The sequence below is a fragment of the Nonomuraea maritima genome (assembly GCF_900100395.1).
Lineage (GTDB): Bacteria > Actinomycetota > Actinomycetes > Streptosporangiales > Streptosporangiaceae > Nonomuraea > Nonomuraea maritima.
Window position 1 is genome coordinate 344,766 of sequence record NZ_FNFB01000004.1, and the last position, 20,720, is coordinate 365,485.

Consider the following 20,720-nt stretch of genomic DNA (forward strand, 5'->3'; position numbering starts at 1 on the left):
GGCGAGGCAGCCGGCCGGGCGGCCGTCGTCAGGTGGCGCGGGTGAACAGGCCGAGGCGGTAGGCGGTCGCGGCGGCTTCGCCTCGGGTGGCGACACCGAGTTTGGCCAGGATGTTGGAGACGTGCACGCTCACCGTCTTGGCCGAGATGAACAGCCGGGCGGCGATCTCGCGGTTGCTGCGCCCGTCGGCGACCTCGCGCAGCACCTGGAGCTCACGGTTGGTCAGGCCGAGCGGCTGCCCGCCGCCCGGCTCGCCGGCCGCGCCGATCCCGGTCGCGCCGATGCCCGCCCGCCGTCCGAACCCGTCGAGCCGTTCCAGCATCGGCGCGGCGCCCAGGTCGGCCGCGAGCTCGCGGGCCCGCGTGAGCCGCTCCCCCGCTCCATGACGGTCACCGGCCGCGAGGGCCGCCTCGGCCGCGCCCTCCTGGCACTGCGCCTCCGCGTACGGCTGCCGCAGCGCAGCCCATGCCTCCGCCGCGACGTCCAACGCCTTGACCTGCCACGCGGCGGGGTCGGCGACCTCCTCGGGAGTGCCGGGGCCGATGAGCGCGGTGAACGTGAGCTCGTACGCCCGCTGCAGATCTCCGTCGGCGGCGAGCTCGCGCCGGACCTCCCGCACCCGCCGCAGCAGCGACGCGGCCTCCGGCCCGCCGGTCGCAGCCAGGCGGGCGCACATCACCAGCACCGGCCAGGCGTACCGCGCGTCGACGGTCGCGCGGGGATCGTCGAGGACGCGTTCCGCCGCCCGCACCGCCTCGGTCAGCAGCCCGCGGGCCGCCAGCAGCCGGACCTCTCTGCACAGGTAGGGGAACAGGTGCTGTTCGCGGGACGTCGCGCGGGAGACCACGCCGCGTGAGGACGCGAGCAGCGCCTCCGCCCGGTCGTACTGCCCGCGCGCGAGGGCGATGTCCGTCGCGAAACCCTCAAGGCTGGCCCGGTAGGGCGCGGGAGGCGCGAGGGAGACCGCCTGCTCGATCACCCGCAGCGCTTCGTCCCAGCGCCCGAGCGACACCAGCGGCTCGGCCAGGTTGATCGCGAGGAACGTGCCGGACGTGCGCGCCGATCCGTGGCGGGCGGCCTCCTCGATGCCCTCGCGGGCGACCTGCGCGGCCCGCTCGTGCCGGCCCGCGCCCTCGAGGGCGTCGGACTCGGCGATCGCGCACCGCATCAACGCGCTGTAGGCAGCACCGCGCTCGGCCGTGCGGCGCGCCTCGGCGTACACCTCCAGCTGTTGCAGCGTCGCGTAGGGCGAGCCGACGCACGCCAGGCTGATCAACGCGTGGGCCTCCACGCCGGCTTCGCCCACTTCGCGGGCGATCTCCATCGCGAGCCGGGCCGTGGCGAGTTTCTCCGGCATCTCCTCCGGCCTGTTGAGCATCCGTGCGAGCAGCTCCAGCACCTCGGCGCGGAGCTTCGGCCGGTCGGCGGGGGTGAGCTCGGCGGCTCTGCGCAGGTCGTCGACGTAACCGGGCCGGCCGAGGTCGTAGCCGGCCATACCGCGCAGCCTCAGCACCTTCGCCGCCCTGACCGGGTCGGCGTCGTGGTCGATCAGGGCGAGGGCGGCGCCGGCCAGGGCGACGCAACGTTCGTACTCGCCGGCGGAGTGCGCGACGACGGCGGTCCGGCGGAGCACGTCGATGCGGTCGGCCCCGATGCGCTCGGCGGCGTCGGGCACGAGGTCCCACAGCTCCAGCACTCTGGACAGCATCCTGAACTGCTCGCCGTACGCGGCCGACCGGCGGGCGGCGGCGGCCGCGCCCCAGGCGCTGACCAGCGCCCAGGTGGAGTCGTGGGCGCTGTGCCAGTGGTGGGCGAGCGCGATCGCGCCGCGCGGGGCGGGAAGGAGCGACAGGTCGCGTTCGAGTGCCTCGGCGTAGCGGGTGTGCAGGCGTGTGTGCTCGCCGGGCAGCAGGTCGTCGTGGACGGCCTCGCGGATGAGCGCGTGACGGAAGGAGTAACCCTCGCCGTCGACCACCAGCACGTTGCTTGCCACCGCCGGCCGCAACGCCCGGGCCAGGGCCTGCTCGTCGAGCCCGGCGACGGCGCTGAGCAGGCCGTGCTCGATGCGCTGACCGCCGACGCCGGCCACGCGCAGCAGCTCCTGGGTCTCGTCGGGGAGCCGTTCGACGCCGGCCAGCAGCAGGTCGCGCAGCGACTCGGGCAGCGCGTCGGCGCCGTCGGCCTCGCTCAGCAGCGCCTCGACGAACAGCGGGTTGCCCTCGCTGCGCGCGTAGATCAGGTCCATGTCGGCGGCGGACGGCGCACTCCGCAGGATGCTCTCGGCCAGCGCGACGGCCTCCGCACGGGTGAGCCGGTTCAGCGTGACCCTGCTGACCCACTCGACCCGGCCGAGCTCCGCGAGCAGCGGGCGCAGCGGATGGCTGCGGTGCAGCTCGTCGGTGCGGTAGGTCACCACGACAAGCAGCCGCGCGGCGGTGGGCTGGCAGCGGACCAGGAACGTCAGCAGATCGCGGGTGGACCGGTCGGCCCAGTGGGCGTCCTCCACCACGAGCACCACGGGACGCTCGTCGGCCAGCCGCTCCAGCAGGCCGAGAATCTGCTCGAACAGCCGGGCCCGAGCGTCGCCGCCGTCACTGTGGCCCTCGCCGCCGGACGCGTCGAACTCCGGCAGCAGCCGCCCGAGCGCCCGCGCGTCGCGGCCGGGCACGAGCCCGGCGACGCCGTCGCGGCCGAGCCTTCTGACGAGACCGCGCAGCACGGCGGTGAACGGCGCGAACGGCAGGCCCTCGGTGCCGAGCTCGAGGCACCCGCCGACCAGCACGAGCGCGTCATCCGCCCGCCCGGTGAACTCTTTGAGCAGCCGCGTCTTGCCGACCCCGGCCTCGCCGCCCACGAGCACGGTCGACGACGTTCCGGCGCGGGCTCTGCCGAGCGCGTCGCCGAGCACGGCGAGTTCCGTGTCACGCCCGACGAACAGGGGGCTCACAGCGTGGATCGTCACGCCAACAGCATGCCATCGGCCGCCGACACGAACGCCCCTGGCGTCCTAGCGCAGGACCTTGCGGTAGAAGGTGGCGGAGGCCTCGTAGCCGAGGGCGTGGTAGAACTCCGGCGCCCGGCGGGTCGCCATCGCCACGTAGCGGGCGTCGCGCGAGCGGGCCCAGCGTTCGAACTCCTCCAGCAGCGCCCGTCCCATGCCCTGGCGCCGGGAGCCTGACTGGACGAGGGCCTCCTCGACCCAGGCGACCGGGCCGTTGGCGAACAGCGTCAGGTGGACGAACCCCAGCAGGTAGCCGTGGACGCGCCCGCCCACGACGGCCGCGAGCAGCAGGGCGTCGTCGTCGGCGAGCAGAATGGGCAGCGCGGCGTCGAAGGCGTCGCGCTCGGGCCGGAACGTCAGGCCGAAGTCGCGGGCGAGCGCGAACACCGCGTCGGCGTCCGACTTCTCCGCCCTTCTGATGAGCAGATCATCACCCGTCATGATTGATGACACTAGATCGTCCCTAGTCGGAGACGCAAACCTCGCCCCGCATCACCGACAGCCGTCACTTATCGGCCGCGCCCCGCAGGAGGCGCGGCCAACAAGGGTCAGAGGTCGCCGAGGCCCAGTTGCCGGGCGATGAGCATGCGCTGCACCTCGCTCGTGCCCTCGCCGATCTCCAGGATCTTCGCGTCGCGGTAGAAGCGGCCGACGGGGAACTCGTTCATGAAGCCGTACCCGCCGAAGACCTGGGTGGCGTCGCGGGAGTTGTCCATGGCCGCGTTGGAGGAGACGAGCTTGGCGATGGCTGCCTCCTTCTTGAACGGCAGCCCGGCCAGCATGCGCTCGGCCGCGTGGTAGTAGGCCAGGCGGGCGGTGTGCACGCGGGCCTCCATGTCGGCGATCTTGAACTGGATGGCCTGGTAGTGGCCGATCGGGTGGCCGAACGCGCGGCGTTCCCTGACGTACTTCACGCACTCGTCGACGCAGCCCTGGGCCAGCCCCACGCTGAGGGCGGCGATCGCGATCCGGCCCTCATCGAGGATCTGCAGGAACTGGGCGTAGCCGCGGCCGCGCTCGCCGAGGAGGTTCGCGGCGGGCACCCGGCAGTCGGTGAAGGCGAGCTCGCGCGTGTCGGAGGCGTTCCAGCCGACCTTGGAGTACTTCTTCGAGACCGTGAACCCCGGCGTGCCGCTCGGGACGAGGATCGTGGAGATCTCCCGCTCGCCGGTGAGCGCGGCCACGCCGACGACGCCGGTGATGTCGGTGCCGGAGTTGGTGATGAACGCCTTCGTCCCGTTGATCACCCATTCGCCGCCGTCGAGCACCGCGGTGGTGCGCATGCCGCCCGGCACGTCGGAGCCGCCGCCCGGCTCGGTCAGGCCGAACGCGCCCAGCATCTCGCCCGAGGCCAGCTTCGGCAGCCAGGTTCTGCGCTGCTCCTCGGTGCCGAACCGGTGAACCGGCATGGCGCCCAGCGACACGCCCGCCTCCAGGGTGATCGCCACGCTGGAGTCGACCCGGGCCAGCTCCTCCAGCGCCAGGCACAGCGCGAAGTAGTCGCCGCCCATGCCGCCGTACTCCTCCGGGAACGGCAGCCCGAACAGGCCCATCGCGCCCATCTGGCGGACGATGTCGTAGGGGAACTCCTCGCGCTCGTAGTAGTCGCCGATCACGGGGGCGACGACGTCGCGGGCGAACGCCTCGACCGTCTTGCGCAACTCTGCGTACTCGTCCTTGAGCATGTCAGCCTTTCGACAGCGCCTGTACGACGCGGGATGGGCTGGGCCGGCCGAGCAGCTCCGCCAGCCAGACGCTGGTGGACACGAGCTTGCCCAGGTCGAGCCCGGTCTCGATGCCGAGTCCGCGCAGCATCCAGACCAGGTCTTCTGTGGCCAGGTTGCCGGTCGCGGATTCGGTGTACGGGCAGCCGCCGATGCCGCCCGTGGAGGCGTCGATGGTGGTGACGCCGGCCTGGAGCGCGGCGAGGGTGTTGCCGAGCGCCTGGCCATAGGTGTCGTGGAAGTGCACGGCGAGCCGCTCAGGCGAGCCGAACGCCTCGATCAGCGCGGTGACGTGTCCCGGTGTGCCCACGCCGATGGTGTCGCCGAGCGACAGCTGGTAGCAGCCGAGCCCGAGCAGGCGTTCGCCGACCTCGACGACCTGCGCGACCGGGGTGGGCCCCTCCCACGGGTCGCCGAAGCACATCGACACGTAGGCGCGCACCCTGACCCCGTTCTCGAGGGCCCTGGCGACGACCGGCTCGAACATGTCGAACTGGCTCTCCAGGCCGCGGTTGAGGTTCTTGGCGGCGAACGTCTCGGTGGCGCTGGCGAAGATCGCGATCTCGTCGACGCCCTGGGCGAGCGCCCGGTCGAGGCCGCGCTCGTTCGGCACCAGGACGGGATAGCGGACGCCCGGCCGCCTGCGCAGCCCGGTGAGCAGTTCCTCGGCGTCGGCGAGCTGCGGCACCCACCTGGGGTGGACGAAGCTGGTCGCCTCGATGACCTTGTGTCCCGCGTCGGCCAGCCGGCCGATGAACTCGGCCTTGACCTCGACCGGCACGACCGCGGACTCGTTCTGCAGCCCGTCGCGCGGCCCGACCTCGTAGATCGTGACCTGTCGCGGCAGCCCCTGCATCCGGTACGGCATCACATCTCCTCGGCGGTGACCACGGCGAGCACGGCGTCCATGTCGACCGGACGGCCGGGCTGGGCGGGCAGTTCGGACAGCACGCCGTCGCACGGGGCGGTGACCGTGTGCTCCATCTTCATGGCCTCGACGACGACCAGCGGTTGTCCGGCGTTCACCCGGTCGCCGACCTGCGCCTTGACCACCATGACGGTGCCCGGCATGGGGCTCCTGACCACGCCGTCGCCCGCGCCCGCCGCGCCGGCGCGGTCGCCTGGGTCGCCGATCAGGTGCCGGGTGAACGACCACGCCTCGCCGTCGCGGCCGAGCCAGAGCGTGTCGCCCTGGCGTACGTGCAGGTAGTGCTGAGTACGGTCGGCGAGCGTGACGGCGAGGCCTGAGCCGTCGCGGCGGACGTGCGCCGGGACCGCCTGCCCGTCGAGCCGGACCTCGGCCGACTCCTCGGGCAGCCCGCGCACCTCCACCGCGTGGACGCCGGCGCGCGACTCCAGCCGCCACGTGGTCCACGCCCGCCCGCCGACCCGCCAGCCGTCGGTGACCTGCCAGGGGTCGTCCCCCTGCGGCAGGGTGTGGACGACGAGCGCCGCGGCGGCGAGCACGTCGTCCGGCGGCGCCGCGTCGGCGGGCACCAGCTCGGGCAGGACGCGCTCCACCAGGCCGGTGTCGAGCTCACCCGCCGCGACGGCCGGGTGCGTGACCAGGGCGCGCAGGAACGGGATGTTGGTGACCACGCCGAGCACGGCCGTGCGGGCGAGCGCCCGGTCGAGCGCGCGCAGCGCGGCGGCCCGGTCGGGACCCCAGGCGACGACCTTGGACAGCATCGGGTCGAACTCGCTGCCCACGACCCCGCCCTCGACCAGCCCTGAGTCGACCCGCACGGATCCGGGCTCGCGGAGCAGCAGGACCCGACCGCCGGTGGGCAGGAAGCCGCGGGCCGGGTCCTCGGCGTACACGCGGGCCTCGACCGCGTGGCCGTCGAGGCGGACGTCGTCCTGGGTGAACGGCAGCGGCTCGCCGGCCGCTACCCGCAGCTGCAGCTCCACCAGGTCGAGCCCGGTCACCAGCTCGGTGACGGGGTGCTCGACCTGCAGGCGCGTGTTCATCTCCATGAAGTGGTAGGCGCCGGTCGAGCCGTCGACGATGAACTCGACGGTTCCCGCTCCCACGTAACCGACGGCTCGGGCGGCCTCCACCGCCGCCGCGCCCATGGCGGCGCGCGTCTCCGGCGTGAGGAACGGCGAGGGCGCCTCCTCGACGATCTTCTGATGCCGGCGCTGCAGGCTGCACTCGCGCTCGCCCAGGTGGACGACGTTGCCGTGGCCGTCGGCGAGTACCTGGATCTCGATGTGCCGGGGGCTCTCGACGTAGCGCTCGATCAGCAGCGTGCCGTCGCCGAAGGCGGCGCGCGCCGTGCGCCGGGCCGACTCCAGCGCGTCGGGCAGCTCGGCGGCCGACCGTACGAGCATCATGCCCTTGCCCCCGCCCCCGGCGGACGGCTTGATGAGCGCGGGGAAGTCGCGCCATTCCTCCAGCGCGTCGGCGGGCTCGGCCCCGCCGGGCACCACCGGGACACCGGCGGCCGACACCGTGGCCTTGGCCCTGATCTTGTCGCCCATCGCGTCGATCGCCTCGGGCGGCGGCCCGGCGAACACGAGCCCCGCCTGCGCGCAGCGCCGCGCGAAGGCGGCGTTCTCGGCGAGGAACCCGTAGCCGGGGTGGACGGCCTGCGCCCCCGTCTCCAGCGCCGCCGCCACGACGGCCTCGATGTCGAGGTAACCCGGGATCTGGACGGCGAGGTCGGCGTCACGCACGTGCCTGGCGCCGGCGTCGGACGGCGTGTGCACGGCCACCGACTCGACGCCGAGCGCGCGGAGGGTGCGGGCGATCCGTACGGCGATCTCGCCCCTGTTGGCGATGAGGACACGGTCGAACAGCATGCGTCACATCCGGAAGACGCCGTAACCGGCGGGTTCGAGCGGGGCGTTGGCCGCCGCGGACAGCGCCAGGCCGAGGACGGTGCGGGTGTCGACCGGGTCGATCACGCCGTCGTCCCACAGCCTGGCCGTGGAGTAGTACGGGTTGCCCTGGTGCTCGTACTGGGCCCTGATCGCGTCGGCGTCGGCGGTGCCGACGGTGGTGAGGACGTTGGCGGCCTGTTCGCCACCCATGACCGAGATGCGGGCGTTCGGCCACATCCACAGGAAGCGGGGAGCGTACGCCCGCCCGGCCATGGCGTAGTTGCCCGCCCCGAACGACCCGCCGATCACGACGGTGAACTTGGGCACGCGGGCGCACGAGACGGCCGTGACCATCTTGGCGCCGTGCTTGGCGATGCCGCCCGCCTCGTACGCCTTGCCGACCATGAAGCCGCTGATGTTCTGCAGGAAGACGAGCGGGATACGGCGCTGGTCGCACAGCTCGATGAAGTGGGCGCCCTTCAGTGCCGACTCGGCGAACAGGATGCCGTTGTTGGCGATGACGCCGACCGGGTGGCCGTGGATGTGGGCGAAGCCGGTGACGAGCGTGGAGCCGTACTCGGCCTTGAACTCGAGGAAGCGGGAGCCGTCGACGATGCGTGCGATGACCTCGTGGACGTCGTACGGCCGGCGGGTGTCGGCGGGGATGACGCCGTACAGGTCGCGGGGGTCGTGACGGGGCGGCTCCGGCGCGATCGTGTCCCAGGGGCGGGGCGCGCGCGGGGCGAGGGTGGAGACGATGTCGCGGACGATGGCCAGGGCGTGGGCGTCGTCCTCCGCGAGGTGGTCGGTGACGCCGCTGACCCTGGCGTGCAGTTCGCCGCCGCCGAGCTCCTCGGCGGTGACCTCTTCACCGGTGGCGGCCTTCACCAGAGGCGGACCGCCCAGGAAGATCGTGCCCTGGCCGCGTACGATGACGGCCTCGTCGCTCATCGCGGGCACGTACGCGCCGCCCGCGGTGCACGAGCCGAGCACGGCGGCGATCTGCGGGATGCCACGCGCCGACATCGTGGCCTGGTTGTAGAAGATGCGGCCGAAGTGGTCGCGGTCGGGGAAGACCTCGTCCTGCTTGGGCAGGAACGCTCCCCCGGAGTCGACGAGGTAGACGCAGGGCAGGTGGTTGTGCAGGGCCACCTCCTGCGCGCGCAGGTGCTTCTTGACGGTCATCGGGTAGTACGTGCCGCCCTTGACGGTGGCGTCGTTGGCCACGACGACGCACTCACGCCCGGAGATCCGGCCGACCCCGGTGATGATGCCGGCGGCCGGGGCCTGCTCGTCGTAGAGGCCGTTCGCGGCCAGCGGCGACAGCTCGAGGAAGCGGGAGCCGGGGTCGAGCAGGCCGTCGACGCGGTCGCGCGGCAGCAGCTTGCCGCGCTCGACGTGCCGCTGCCGCGACCGTTCCGGCCCGCCGAGTGCCGTGGCCGCGAGGCGTTCGGCCAGCTCGGCGGCGAGCCGCTCGTTGAGTTCGGCGTTGCGCTTGTGCGCCGCGCCGCCCGGATCGGCGGCCGACCTCAGCACCGGCCAGTCGCTGCTCATGCGTCCCCTCTCATGGCACGGATGTTAGTCATCATTAACATGAATCGTCTAGTATGTGCCCGTGACCACCGCCTCCGCCTCACCTACCCGCAAACGACCCAACAGGCGCGCGGAGATCCTGGAGGCGGCCGCCCGGCTGTTCGCGGTGCGCGGCTTCCACGGCGTCTCGATCGAGGACATCGGCGCCGCGGTCGGCGTCTCGGGCCCGGCCATCTACCGCCACTTCAGCGGCAAGGACGCGCTGCTGTCGGAGATGCTGCTCGACATCAGCTCGCGGCTGCGCGAGTCGGCCGTCGCGGTCGTCACCTCCGCCTCCGGGCCGGCCGAGGCGCTGGACGCGCTGCTGGCCGCGCAGATCGCGTTCGCGCTGGAGCAGCCGGCGCTGATCACCGTGCACGACCGGGAGCTGGGCAACGTGCCCGAGCGGGAGCGGCGGCAGATCAGGCGGCTGCAGCGGCTCTACGTCGAGGAGTGGGTGACCGTGCTGGCCGAGCTCCACCCGGCGTGCCCGGCGGCCCGGCTGCGGGCGGCCACGCACGCGGTGTTCGGACTGCTCAACTCGACGCCGCACAGCGCGGGCGAGCTGCCCGACCAGGACATGCGGCCGCTGCTGCACGCCATGGCCCGCGCCGCCGTCGCCGCCGCTGTTAACGGTTATTAACGTTCTGCACGGTGCGGGGCCCGGACGGCATCCCGCCCGGGCCCCGTTTCAGCGCCTGTGATCAGCGCCTGGTTCAGTGCCTGGTTCAGCGCCTGGTTCAGCGGCGCACGCGCACGTAGTCGGTACGGCTGTCGTCGCCGCGGGTTCGCGCGTCACCCGCGAACGCGAACTTCCAGTGGCCCGAGGACCACGCCCTGGTCGTCGTGGTGAGCCGGCCGCCGCCGTTCGACCAGACCCACTTCACGTGCTGCCACTTCGTGCCGCCCAGCGGCTTGAACAGCAGCGCGACCTTCCCGCGGTGTCCGCGCCACCAGCCGTCGGAGCCGGCCTGCAGCAGGCCCGTCATGGTCAGGGACCGGCCGCGCCTGACCGGCTCAGGACGGGCGTCGAACGCGACCAGCCGGGACTCGGCCCGCGCCGGGTCGACGCGCACCCGGTCGGCGGCGCTGACCGAGCCGTCGACGCCGCGTCCTCCCTGGTAGTCGGCGCGCCACCAGCCGGACACCCGGGCCTGCGCCAAGGCCCGGAAGCGGCCGTCGCGACCGGTCACGACGTCGGTGACGTGCTCCCAGCGCCGTGACCCGTCGGCCTTGAACTCGATGCTCACGCGCCGGCCGGGAACGCCGCCGCGCCGCTCGACCAGCAGCGCGCCGGTGAAGGTGAGCCGGTCGCCCCGCTCCACCCGCTGCGGCCGGGCGTCGAACCCGACGATCCGGCTGTCGAGGTCGCGGCGGACGTCCACGCGGTCGGCGTCGGCGACGGCGGCCCGCGCGGTGGCGGTGGCCGCGAACTCGGCGCGCCACCAGCCGGTGGCCTCCGCGCGCACGCGGGTGCGGAACCAGCCGCCGCGGCCGGTGGTCACCTTGGCGACCTCGCGGTAGGCGTCGGTGCCGCGCTCACGGAAGGTGATCGCGACGGTCTGTCCTGCGTAGCCCTCGCGGTCGGCCACGAGCCGGCCCGACAGCCGGACGGTGTCGCCGCGCTCGACGGAGTCGGGGCTCGCGTCGAAGTCGGGGAAGGCGGTGGTGAGCGCCCGTACGACGTCGAACGAGCCGCTGGTGGACGCCGGGCCGGTGGCCGCGACGACGGTGTGCCGGCCCACCGCGGCGGGGCCGAACGCCTTGGTGCCCGTCCACTTCAGGCCGCCGCCCGCCGGCGTGGACGTGACCGGCACGGTGGCGCCGTCGACCTTGAGCGAAGCCGTGGCGGCGTTCCTCGTGGTGAAGGTGAACGTGACGGGCACGTCGGCGTCGAAGACGACCACCGGCGCGGCGGGAGCGAGGGTGACCGGGGTGATGGTGGGAGCGGAGGCCGCCGTCGCAGAAGCCGTCGCGGGGGGCGAGGCCAGAGCGAGCGTCCCGGCGCCGAGGACGACGGCGAGGGCGGCCACACGGATGCGTTGTAACATGCGGGTTCCTTTCTGGAGACCCAGTGGTCCAACGCGGCTTGAGGGTGCCACGCGTGTCCCTCAGTAGACGGTCACGCGGTCGGTAAGGTTGAGAAATCTGACGAACGGTTATAGGTCGTCCTCATGCCGTCGCAAACATCTCCTCCCGGTCCAGCAGACGTCGGGCTCGATGACGGACATAATCAAGGGTGTGGCGCGCGACACTGTTGAGACACATTTCACCGAGGCGATCGCGAATCTGAAGGCGGGCCCCGCACGAGATCCGGGCGAACCGGTCCGCGAGGGCACGACGCTGACCGGTGAGCGGTGCAGGACGCTGTTCCGCCGACAGCTCGACAGCCGCCTCCTCGACATCGCGGCCCGCTGGCTGCGCGAGAAGGACGAGGGCTTCTACACGATCGGCTCGGCCGGCCACGAGGGCAACGCCGCCGTGGCCGCCGCCCTGCGGCCCACCGACCCCGCCCTGCTCCACTACCGCTCAGGGGCCTTCTACCTGACCCGGTCCGAGCAGGCCGGGCGGCTGCCCGAGCAGGGCATCCGCGACGTGCTGCTGGGCCTGACGACGGCGGCCGACGACCCGATCGCGGGCGGCCGGCACAAGGTCTTCGGCCATCCCGACCTGGCGGTCATCCCGCAGACGTCCACGATCGCGAGCCACCTGCCGAGGGCGGTGGGCGTCGCGTTCGCCGTCGAGCGGGCGCGGGCGCTCGACGTCCAGACGAAGTGGCCGGCGGACGCGGTCGTGGTGTGCAGCTTCGGCGACGCCTCCACCAACCACGCGAGCGCCCTGTCCGGCTTCAACACCGCGGCCTACGCCACCTACCAGGGGCAGTCGATGCCGCTGCTGTTCGTGTGCGAGGACAACGGCATCGGCATCAGCGTCCGCACCCCGAAGGGGTGGGTCGAGGCCGCGGCGCGGCGTCCGGGCATCGAGTACTTCTCCGCCGACGGCGGCGACCTGGCCGAGGCGTACGACGTCGCGGTGCGGGCCGCCGAGCACGTGCGCGAGCACCGCTCCCCCGCCTTCCTCCACCTGTCCACGGTGCGGCTCATGGGGCACGCCGGGTCCGACGTCGAGCTGGCGTACCGCACCCAGCGCGAGATCCGCGCCGACATCGAGCGCGACCCGCTGCTGCGTACGGCGAAGCTGCTCGTCGAGGCCGGGCTGGAGAACCCCGAAAACCTCCTCACGATGTACGAGTCGGCCCGCGAGCACGTCCTGCGGGTGGCCCAGGAGACCTCGCGCCGGCCGCGCCTCGGCTCGGCCAAGGAGGTCATGGCGCCGATCGCGCCACGCAACCCCGAGCTCATCGCGAAGATCAGCCCGATGGCGGCCTCCGCGCAGGTCAGAGAGCGGGCGTTCGCCGGCACGCTGCCCGAGAACGACAAGCCCATGACGCTCTCGCAGGCCATCAACCGCACCCTCGCCGACGCGCTCGCCGTCTACCCCGAGATGACCGTCTTCGGCGAGGACGTCGCCAAGAAGGGCGGCGTCTACGGCGTGACGCGGGGGCTGCAGAAGCGCTTCGGCCCAGGCCGGGTGTTCGACACGCTGCTCGACGAGCAGGCCGTCTTCGGGCTCGCGCTCGGCGCGGGCGTGTCGGGCATGCTGCCGGTGCCCGAGATCCAGTACCTCGCGTACGTGCACAACGCGCTCGACCAGATCCGCGGCGAGGCTGCGACGCTGTCGTTCTTCTCGCAGGGCGCCTACACCAACCCGATGGTCGTGCGGGTGGCCGGATACTCCTACCAGAAGGGGTTCGGCGGCCACTTCCACAACGACAACTCGGTGACGGCGCTGCGCGACATCCCGGGGGTGGTGATCGCCTCCCCGGCGCGTCCCGACGACGCGTCGGCGATGCTGCGCACGTGCCTGGCCGCCGCCCGTACGTCGGGGGCGGTGTGCGTGTTCATGGAGCCGATCGCGCTCTACAACACGCGCGACCTGTTCGAGGAGGGCGACGGCGGCTGGCTGGCCCCGTACGCGCCGCCCGGGCGCTGGTCGGAGACGCATGTGCCCATCGGGCGGGCGCGCTCCTACGGCGACGGGCGCGACCTGACGATCGTGACGTTCGGCAACGGGGTGCGGATGAGCCTGCGGGCCGCGGTGCGACTGACCCAGGAGGGGTACGGCTGCCGGGTGCTCGATCTGCGCTGGCTGGCGCCGCTGCCGATCGAGGACCTGCTGCGGGCCGCCGAGCTGACCGGCAGCGTGCTCATCGCCGACGAGACCCGCCGCACCGGCGGCGTCTCGGAGGGCGTCATGACGGAGCTGATCGACGCCGGGTTCACCGGGAGGATCGCGCGGGTGACCTCGTGCGACAGCTTCGTCCCGCTCGGCGCGGCGGCCGACCACGTGCTGCTGACGGAGGACGAGATCGAGCAGGCGGCCCGCAAGCTGCTCGGCTGACCTCTTACAGCGGGTTCATCAGGTAACCGCCGAACGCCACGGACGCCAGCGACACCAGCAGGAAGAACGACACGTAGAAGCCGCCCGGCAGGAACGTCAGCCGGGCGAGCTGGTCGGCGTCGGAGTCACGGGCCTGCCTCCGGCGCCGCTTGCGCTGCAGCTCGATGATCGGCCGGATGCCGCCGAACAGCAGGAACCACGCCGCCACCATGGCGACGACCTGCTGCGCCTCGGCGGGCGCGTACATGCTCAGGGCGAACACCGCGCCGCCCGTGACGAGCAGGATGAGCGCGCCGTAGAGGTTGCGGATCAGCAGCAGCATGCAGACCAGGAACAGCAGCACCGTCCAGATCAGCAGCGTGATGCGGCCCTGCTCGGTCAGCCAGGCGGCGGCCAGCCCGAGCAGCGGCGGCGCCAGGTAGCCGGCCATCGCCGTCAGCACCATTCCTGGCCCGGTGGGCCTGCCTCTGGTCAGCGTCACGCCGGAGGTGTCGGAGTGGAGCCGGATGCCTTCGAGCTTGCGGCGGGTGAGCAGCGCCATGAGCGCGTGGCCGCCCTCGTGGGCGATCGTGATCAACCCCCTGGAGATCTGCCAGGGCATGCGGAAGCCGACGATCACGAGTGCGGCCAGCGCCGAGACCGCGACGACCCAGGGGTCGGGATCGGGCTGGACCTCGATCAGGTGGGCCAAGAGCTTGTCCATCGAGGAGAAACACTATCCAGGTAAAGTCTTTCCCGTGGCCTCGGAACAGCTTTCTGACGCGGGGGTGCCAGGCTGGTGGCGGGCGCTCGGCCTGCCAGGGCTGATCGACCTGCACGTCCACTTCCTTCCCGAACGCATGGAACGCCGGGTCTGGCATCACTTCCACCACGGTGGCCCGCTCATGGGTGAGGGGTGGCCGATCACGTACGAGTGGCCGGTCGAGCGGCGGGTGGCGCGGCTGCGCGAGCTGGGGGTGCGGACCTTCCCCGCGCTGGCGTACGCCCATCGGCCCGGTATGGCGGCCGACCTCAACGAGTGGACGCTCGGCTTCGCCCGGCGCACGCCGGGCTGCCTGCCGTCGGCGACCTTCTATCCCGAGCCGGAGGCCGGCAAGTACGTCCGGGCCGCGCTCGACGACGGCGCCAAGATCTTCAAGGTGCACCTGCAGGTGGGCGACTTCGACCCCCGTGTGCCCGAGCTCGGCGAGGTCTGGGGGCTGCTGGCCGAGGCGGGGGTGCCGGTGGTCGTGCACGCCAGCTCGGTGCCGGTGCCCGGGGGCTACGTCGGCGAGGAGCCGATCAGCGGGGTGCTGCGGCGGCATCCGCGGCTGCGGGTGGTGATCGCGCATCTCGGGATGCCGGAGTACGACCCGTTCTTCGAGCTGGCCGCGCGCTACGAGCGGGTCGCGCTCGACACCACGATGGCGTTCACCGACTTCTCCGAGCGCGGCATGCCGTTCCCCGACCGGTTGCGGCCCGCGCTGCTCGACCTCGGTCTCGCGGGGAAGGTGGTGCTCGGCAGCGACTTCCCGACCATCCCGTACCCGTACGCCCACCAGCTGGAAGCGCTGGACCGGCTCGACCTCGGCGACGCCTGGTTGAGGGCCGTCTGCTGGACCAATGGTGCGGCCATGGTCTGATGGAGGGGTGAACGACCGGCATGTTGCGCTCATCGGCGCTTTGTTCGACGCTCTCGGTCACGGTGATCTCGCGACCGTCGAGCGTTGCTACCACCCTGAGGTCAGTTTCGGCGACCCCATCTTCCAGGAGGTCGAGGGGCGTGACAGGGTGATGAGAATGTGGCGGGTCCAACTCCGCATGCGTACCGACCTGAATCTCGCCTACCGTGACGTCTGGGCCGACGACCATTCCGGCACCGCCCGCTGGTCGGTCGACTACGTGGTGGCCGGCACCGGGCGCAGGGTCGCCGACCGGATCGAGACGTTGTTCAGGTTCGAGGACGGCCTCATCGTGCGCCACCACGACGACTTCGACTTCCGGCGATGGTCGAAGATGGCTCTGGGCAAACCGCACGGGTTGCTGTTCGGGTGGACGCCGTCCTGGCGCCAGTACATCAGGGACCGTGCGGCGCGCCAGCTCGAGGAGTTGCAGCCTTCGTAGTCGATCAGGAGGGCCGATGGCCAGGGTCAGAGGGTTCAGGCGCAACGGCGCGGTACGCGAGGAGGCGCCCGAGCACTCGATGGACCCCCGGGCGACGGAGGAGCCGTCCGACCGGCCCACGATGATCGACAACGCGATCTACCGCGACGGCGCGCGGATCGACAGTCCCGGTTCGCTCGGTGACGCGTTCGCGCGCCTGAAGGAGACGCCCGACAGCATGGCCTGGATCGGGCTCTACCGGCCGCAGGAATGGGAGCTGGCCAAGCTCGGCGAGGAGTTCCAGCTGCACGCGCTGGCCCTCGAGGACGCCGTGGTCGGCTCCCAGCGGCCGAAGGCCGAGCGCTACGGCGACACGCTGTTCGTGGTGCTGCGGCCCGCACGCTACCTCGACGACGTGGAGGAGGTCGCGTTCGGCGAGGTGCACGTCTTCGTCGGCCCCAACTTCGTGATCACCGTACGGCACGCCGAGTCGCCCGACCTCCAGAGCGTGCGCAGGCGCATGGAGTCCGATCCTGAGCTGCTGCAGCAGGGCCCGCAGGCCGTGCTGTACGCGATCCTCGACGCGGTGGTCGACGGCTACGCGCCGGTGGTGGCCGGGCTGCAGAAGGACATCGACGAGATCGAGGTCCAGGTGTTCGGCGGCGACCCCTCGGTGTCGAGGCGCGTCTACGAGCTGTCGGGCGAGGTGATCGACTTCCAGCGCGCGGTGGAGCCGCTGGTGGGCATGATCCACAGCTTCATCGCGGGGGCGCCGAAGTACGGGCTGAACGAGGAGCTGCAGAGTTACCTGCGCGACGTGGCCGACCACTCGATCACGGTGACCGAGCGGGTCTCGGCGTTCCGCCAGATGCTGCAGGACATCCTGATCGTCAACTCGACGCTGGTGACGCAGGCGCAGAACGCGGAGATGGCCCGGATGACCGAGGCCAGCATCCGGCAGGGCGAGGAGGTCAAGAAGATCTCGGCGTGGGCGGCGATCCTGTTCGCGCCCACGCTGGTCGGCACCATCTACGGGATGAACTTCGACCACATGCCCGAGACGCACTGGATCTTCGGCTATCCGTTCTCGCTGCTGCTGATGGCCGCGGTCTGCCTCGTCCTCCACACCGTCTTCAAGCGCCGTGACTGGCTCTGACGGTCACCAGGACGCGGCGATGATCACGCCGATGAGGATCATCGGGATCAGGTAGGCGAGCAGGCGCGGCCGCGTCACGTGTCGCCCAGGCGCGATTCGAGCCGGTCGAGGCGTTCGGCGAAGGGGTGGAGTTCCCGGCGCACGACCGCGGTGACCATCTCCGCGAGGGCCTCGGCAGGCGGCGCGCTCTGCGCCGCCTGGGCGCGGATGTGGACGTAGCCGGCCAGGGCCGAGGTGACGGCGCGGCGGGTGACGCGCAGGTCGGCGCCGAGCTCGCGCAGGATCGCCCCGGCCGTGCCGTCGGGCTCGGCGACGAGCCCGACGAGCAGGTGCTCGCAGCCCACGTAGTTGTGGCCCAGAGCGGTGGCCTCGGTGACCGCGAGTTCGAGCGCGGCGGCGGCGTGCGGCCCGAACGTCTCGGGCGCTCCTTGCCCGGCTTCGGCGGGGCGGTGGCGGTCGAGGGCGAGCCGCAGCCGGTTCTGGGGGATCTCCAGGGCGTCCAGCAGGCGTATGGCCAGGTTGCCGCCCTCGTCGAGGATGCCGGTGAGCAGGTGCTCGGTGCCCACGGCCGAGGCGCCGTCCTCGCGCGCCCGCCGCGTGGCGAGCTGGAGGACCGTACGGGTCCTCGCCGTCAGGTGGGCCAGGGCCCCGGTCGGCTGCTCCAGGTCGAGATCGGTCAGGACGGTCTCACGGATCATGGTGACCCGGCGTACGGCCTGCTCCAGGGCGCGCTGGCAGACCGCGGACACGGGCACCCCCGCGCTCTTGACGGCCTCGGCGAGCTCGTCGGGGAGATACACGTTGATCTTCGGCATAACCCCGAGCATAACCCCATGGGGTTATATTACCAAGACCCCTTCGGGGCCGGGGGTGTTCGCTTTGGACGATCACGAGGCGTTCGCGCTGGTGACCGTGGGGGCATTGGCGCGGACGGGACCAGAGTGTCGGTGGGAAGCCTTAACTTAGAGCGCGTGTCCGATCAGCCTCTGACGCTCGACGCCGCCCTCACCGACGAGGCGGTCCTGTCGACCTATCGCCGCATGTTCGCCGCGCTGGCCCGCGACAGCGGCGCCGTGGTCGACGACCCCGCGCTGGTCGACATCGCCGAGACGCTGTTCGCGGCGTTCGCGGAGGCGGGCGAGGAGTGGCTGACCCACGAGCAGATGCGCTTCGCCTGCCGCACCTACCCCGCCGACCAGTTCGACAACCGGCTGCGGGTGCTGAAGGGGCTCGGCGCGATCCGCGAGGTGTTCCCCAAGCCCAACCAGCTGCGCTACCGCGCGTCGTTCACCAGCGTCGTCGGGCTGATGTTCATCCGGCGGATGATGGACGACGGCGGCCAGTCCGAGATGCACCGGCTGCTCGCGCTCGAAGACCTCAACGTCGCCGACCCGCGCACCACGATGGAGGAGGCCAGGCAGAGCGCGGCCAACATGGCGCGCGCGTTCCGGCTGTGGGCGCTCGAACTTGTCACGCTCACCACCGGCACCATCGAGGAACTGCGCGAGCAGGCGCCCAAGCTGTGGGGCACCGAGGAGATCGCGCGGCGGGCGCAGGGCCTGCACGCCACGATCCTGACCCGCTGGCCCGAGCTCGACCGGGTCTGCACCGACCTGCGGGCGGCGATCTACGCCTACAGCGACGCCTCCCGGCGGGCGGCCGGGCGCCTCGCCGACTCGGCGGGCACGACCCGCAACCTGACGCTGCTGCCCACCGAGACGTGGCGGACGTTCACCCAGACGGCCTCCCCCGAGCGGCTGGCCGCGGTGCTCGACGGGTTCGTCTTCGACGCGCCCGCGCCGTGGCACGACCCGGCCGCCATCGCCCGGGCGGTCGACGAGGCCCCTCGTCCCGTGCCCGCCCAGCCCACTCCCCCGCGCTCCGCGCTCCCCGACCCGGGGCCCGGCTCCTCGCTCGACGGCTCGGCCGACGCCGCGCTCGAACGGCTGACGGCGGTCGCCGAGTCGCTGCTGGGCGAGGCGTCGCGGGTGGCGCTGGCCGACGTGCTGGGCCGCGACTGGCCGTCGGCGCGCCGCATGCTCGCCGACCTGACGACCGTCGACCTGCGGCCCGAGCTGCCCTACCGGCTGGCCTGGTCCGACGAGCTGTCGATCGACCCCGACCGCGAGCCCGCCTGGCTCTCCCACGGCTACCTGGAGCGCACCTGATGGCCCCCGCGAACGGCCCCCACCGGTCGAGCCACCCCGAACCCACCGCCACGGGCGCGGCGACCAGCGCTGCGGGCGGGACGAGCACCGCCGTGGGTGACGCGAACACCAGCGCGGGCGGGGCGGTCACCGCTGAGGGCAGGGCGACGGCCACCGCAGGTGGGGCGATCGCCGCCGCAGGTGGGGCGATCATCGGTGCGCGGGGGCCGTTGGCGGCGGCTGAGGTGGCGGTGGCTCATGTGTGGGCGCGTGCTGCGGGGCCGGTGCGGCTGGGGGCCGGGGTGGCGGCCCCCGGCGGGATGGTGCGGCTGACCCGGCCCGACTCCACCGGTGAGGCGCTGCCGGTGTGGCCCGACGGGGTGACGCCGTCCCTGCTGGAGGAGCACCAGGTGGCGCCCGTCACGGTGGAGCGTTCCGGCGAGACGCGGCGCGTGCTGGCGGCGGCGCTCAAGTGCTGCTGGAGCGATCAGCAGGCCGATCCGTGGCCGGGCGACCCGGCGCCGGTCGAGCTGGTGCTCGACACCTACCGCGCGCTGATCGGCCGTACCGACGACCTCATGCGCAACTGGGCGATCGGCGCGCTGCGCCGCCTGCACGACTCGGCGTGGGTGGTGCTCGGCGACGGGGTCGTCTCGCTCGGCCCGCGCTGCGCCCTGTGGCCGGAGGAGTCGCACGCGCAGCTGCGCGAGCTGGTGCGCCGCCTGCCCGAGCCGCAGCGTCCTGAGCTGACGGTCGTACGCGACGCCGACATCGTCGCGGCCGCGCGCCCCGCCGAACCGGCACCCGGCGCGGGTGCGGACGGCGGCGGGCGGGTCGAGGCGGCCGCGGGCGAGTTCGACGACCTGCTGGCCGGTCACGACGAGCGGCGCCGGGCCGAACTCGTCGCGGCGTTCATGGTGGTGGAGCACGCCGCCGAGCCGGTGCAGGAGGTCCGCTTTGCCGCCCTGCGCGACCCGGCGCTGCGCCGCACGCTGGCCGAGATGCTGTCCAGGCGCGGCCGTACGCTGATCCAGCATCGCGACCGCTGGACGTCCGGCTACGACGACGACGTGGCGCGGGCGGCGTACGCGAGCGGCGAGGAGCGGCTGTCGGTGAGCGAGCGTGCGGTGCTGGCGCTCGTGCTCGTGCACTCCGTGGCCATCCCGAGAGCCGAGGGCCTGCTGCCCGAAGACTCGTGGCTGTCGCCGCACCCGACGCCGGTCGAGGAGCTGCGCCGCCACACCCAGTTGCCGATCGGCGAGCTGGAGGCCGCGCTGCGCACGCTGCGCCACGCGGGGCTGCTCGGCCAGGTGAAGGCCGGCGAGGAGGCGGGCGGCTACGTACCTGGGCCGCAGTTCCACCGGCTCACGCCCGCGGCCCGCCGCCGCCTTCAGGAGGAACTCATCCTGGCCGCAGGCCCGAACACCCCGCTCGCAGCGGCGGTACTCGCCCGCAGATCGGCCCGATGACCCTCGCCGACCGCAGGGCGGAACCCCACACCACCCCTGCCGACCGTGGGGGTGGGCAAACAACACAACCCCCGCCGACCGGCGGGCTGGAGCACACAACATGACCCCCACCCGACCGGCAGGGTGGAGCCACAACCTGACCCCCACCCGACCGGCGGGGGCGAAAAGCAACACAACCCCCGCCCACCAGCGGGGGTGCAACACAACATGACCCCCGCCAACCGGCGGGGCAACACACACGACACGGCCCGGCCAACCGGTGGGGCGGCGGGGACACAACAC

General features: G+C 72.6%; 16 protein-coding genes. 7 read left to right on the forward strand and 9 right to left on the reverse strand.

All coding sequences use genetic code 11. From position 1 onward, the window contains the following. Positions 1-28: 28 nt before the first annotated feature. From BLR04_RS42280 to BLR04_RS10385, 6 genes are all read right to left on the reverse strand, one after another. Positions 29-2,962, reverse strand: coding sequence for a helix-turn-helix transcriptional regulator (locus BLR04_RS42280; RefSeq protein ID WP_090762102.1), 2,934 nt, complete (start codon positions 2,960-2,962; stop codon positions 29-31). A gap of 45 nt (positions 2,963-3,007) precedes the next feature. Further along, positions 3,008-3,442: a GNAT family N-acetyltransferase gene (locus BLR04_RS10365; protein ID WP_090762104.1), complete on the reverse strand. Its 435-nt coding sequence runs from the start codon at positions 3,440-3,442 to the stop codon at positions 3,008-3,010. 107 nt (positions 3,443-3,549) lie between these two features. After that, positions 3,550-4,686, reverse strand: a complete 1,137-nt coding sequence (locus tag BLR04_RS10370) for an acyl-CoA dehydrogenase family protein (RefSeq protein ID WP_090762108.1) — start codon at positions 4,684-4,686, stop codon at positions 3,550-3,552. A gap of 1 nt (position 4,687) precedes the next feature. Further along, positions 4,688-5,593 carry a hydroxymethylglutaryl-CoA lyase gene (locus BLR04_RS10375; protein WP_090762110.1) on the reverse strand — a complete coding sequence of 302 codons (906 nt, stop codon included), beginning with the start codon at positions 5,591-5,593 and terminating at the stop codon, positions 4,688-4,690. After that, on the reverse strand, positions 5,593-7,530 hold the full coding sequence (locus BLR04_RS10380) for an acetyl/propionyl/methylcrotonyl-CoA carboxylase subunit alpha (protein ID WP_218128802.1): 1,938 nt from the start codon (positions 7,528-7,530) through the stop codon (positions 5,593-5,595). Before BLR04_RS10380 ends, BLR04_RS10375 begins: the two co-directional genes overlap by 1 nt. Before the next feature lie 3 nt (positions 7,531-7,533). Beyond that, positions 7,534-9,105, reverse strand: a complete 1,572-nt coding sequence (locus BLR04_RS10385) for a carboxyl transferase domain-containing protein (RefSeq protein ID WP_090762112.1) — start codon at positions 9,103-9,105, stop codon at positions 7,534-7,536. 61 nt (positions 9,106-9,166) lie between these two features. Here BLR04_RS10385 and BLR04_RS10390 point away from each other — a divergent pair, with 61 nt between their 5' ends. Further along, positions 9,167-9,766 (forward strand): SACE_7040 family transcriptional regulator, encoded by a 600-nt coding sequence (locus BLR04_RS10390; RefSeq protein WP_090762114.1) that lies wholly within the window; start codon positions 9,167-9,169, stop codon positions 9,764-9,766. Between the two features lie 97 nt (positions 9,767-9,863). On the opposite strand, the gene BLR04_RS10395 is transcribed toward BLR04_RS10390, so the two are convergent. After that, positions 9,864-11,174 carry a hypothetical protein gene (locus tag BLR04_RS10395; protein WP_143022005.1) on the reverse strand — a complete coding sequence of 437 codons (1,311 nt, stop codon included), beginning with the start codon at positions 11,172-11,174 and terminating at the stop codon, positions 9,864-9,866. Between the two features lie 190 nt (positions 11,175-11,364). Here BLR04_RS10395 and BLR04_RS10400 point away from each other — a divergent pair, with 190 nt between their 5' ends. Further along, entirely contained in the window at positions 11,365-13,584 is a 2,220-nt protein-coding gene (locus BLR04_RS10400) for a thiamine pyrophosphate-dependent enzyme (RefSeq protein ID WP_218128803.1), read from the forward strand. 4 nt (positions 13,585-13,588) lie between these two features. Here BLR04_RS10400 and BLR04_RS10405 read toward each other — a convergent pair whose 3' ends face one another. Beyond that, complete coding sequence (locus tag BLR04_RS10405) at positions 13,589-14,287, reverse strand: M50 family metallopeptidase (RefSeq protein ID WP_090762120.1); 699 nt, start codon at positions 14,285-14,287, stop codon at positions 13,589-13,591. Positions 14,288-14,351: 64 nt separating this feature from the next. Between BLR04_RS10405 and BLR04_RS10410 the strand changes: the two genes are divergently transcribed. Genes BLR04_RS10410 through BLR04_RS10420 form a run of 3 tightly spaced genes read left to right on the forward strand, consistent with a single transcriptional unit; the run spans position 14,352 to position 16,822 of the window. Next, positions 14,352-15,206, forward strand: a complete 855-nt coding sequence (locus BLR04_RS10410) for an amidohydrolase family protein (RefSeq protein WP_245740166.1) — start codon at positions 14,352-14,354, stop codon at positions 15,204-15,206. A gap of 7 nt (positions 15,207-15,213) precedes the next feature. Next, positions 15,214-15,687, forward strand: a complete 474-nt coding sequence (locus BLR04_RS10415) for a nuclear transport factor 2 family protein (RefSeq protein WP_245740159.1) — start codon at positions 15,214-15,216, stop codon at positions 15,685-15,687. A 16-nt stretch (positions 15,688-15,703) separates the two neighbouring features. Further along, entirely contained in the window at positions 15,704-16,822 is a 1,119-nt protein-coding gene (locus tag BLR04_RS10420; protein ID WP_090762123.1) for a magnesium and cobalt transport protein CorA, read from the forward strand. 74 nt (positions 16,823-16,896) lie between these two features. Here BLR04_RS10420 and BLR04_RS10425 read toward each other — a convergent pair whose 3' ends face one another. Beyond that, complete coding sequence (locus BLR04_RS10425; RefSeq protein WP_090762125.1) at positions 16,897-17,637, reverse strand: Clp protease N-terminal domain-containing protein; 741 nt, start codon at positions 17,635-17,637, stop codon at positions 16,897-16,899. 156 nt (positions 17,638-17,793) lie between these two features. On the opposite strand from BLR04_RS10425, the gene BLR04_RS10430 reads away from it, so the two are divergent. Beyond that, complete coding sequence (locus BLR04_RS10430) at positions 17,794-18,990, forward strand: hypothetical protein (RefSeq protein ID WP_090762127.1); 1,197 nt, start codon at positions 17,794-17,796, stop codon at positions 18,988-18,990. Further along, positions 18,990-20,438, forward strand: a complete 1,449-nt coding sequence (locus BLR04_RS41685) for a hypothetical protein (protein ID WP_245740160.1) — start codon at positions 18,990-18,992, stop codon at positions 20,436-20,438. The genes BLR04_RS10430 and BLR04_RS41685 overlap by 1 nt, the downstream gene beginning before the upstream one ends. Positions 20,439-20,720: the final 282 nt, after the last annotated feature.

Bases quoted from the DNA above. Each gene is read 5' to 3' on its own strand.
- BLR04_RS10365 (WP_090762104.1), bottom strand. From the start codon at position 3,442: ATGACGGGTGATGATCTGCTCATCAGAAGGGCGGAGAAGTCGGACGCC.
- BLR04_RS10370 (WP_090762108.1), bottom strand. From the start codon at position 4,686: ATGCTCAAGGACGAGTACGCAGAGTTGCGCAAGACGGTCGAGGCGTTC.
- BLR04_RS10375 (WP_090762110.1), bottom strand. From the start codon at position 5,593: ATGCCGTACCGGATGCAGGGGCTGCCGCGACAGGTCACGATCTACGAG.
- BLR04_RS10380 (WP_218128802.1), bottom strand. From the start codon at position 7,530: ATGCTGTTCGACCGTGTCCTCATCGCCAACAGGGGCGAGATCGCCGTA.
- BLR04_RS10385 (WP_090762112.1), bottom strand. From the start codon at position 9,105: ATGAGCAGCGACTGGCCGGTGCTGAGGTCGGCCGCCGATCCGGGCGGC.
- BLR04_RS10395 (WP_143022005.1), bottom strand. From the start codon at position 11,174: ATGTTACAACGCATCCGTGTGGCCGCCCTCGCCGTCGTCCTCGGCGCC.
- BLR04_RS10405 (WP_090762120.1), bottom strand. From the start codon at position 14,287: ATGGACAAGCTCTTGGCCCACCTGATCGAGGTCCAGCCCGATCCCGAC.
- BLR04_RS10420 (WP_090762123.1), top strand. From the start codon at position 15,704: ATGGCCAGGGTCAGAGGGTTCAGGCGCAACGGCGCGGTACGCGAGGAG.
- BLR04_RS10425 (WP_090762125.1), bottom strand. From the start codon at position 17,637: ATGCCGAAGATCAACGTGTATCTCCCCGACGAGCTCGCCGAGGCCGTC.
- BLR04_RS41685 (WP_245740160.1), top strand. From the start codon at position 18,990: ATGGCCCCCGCGAACGGCCCCCACCGGTCGAGCCACCCCGAACCCACC.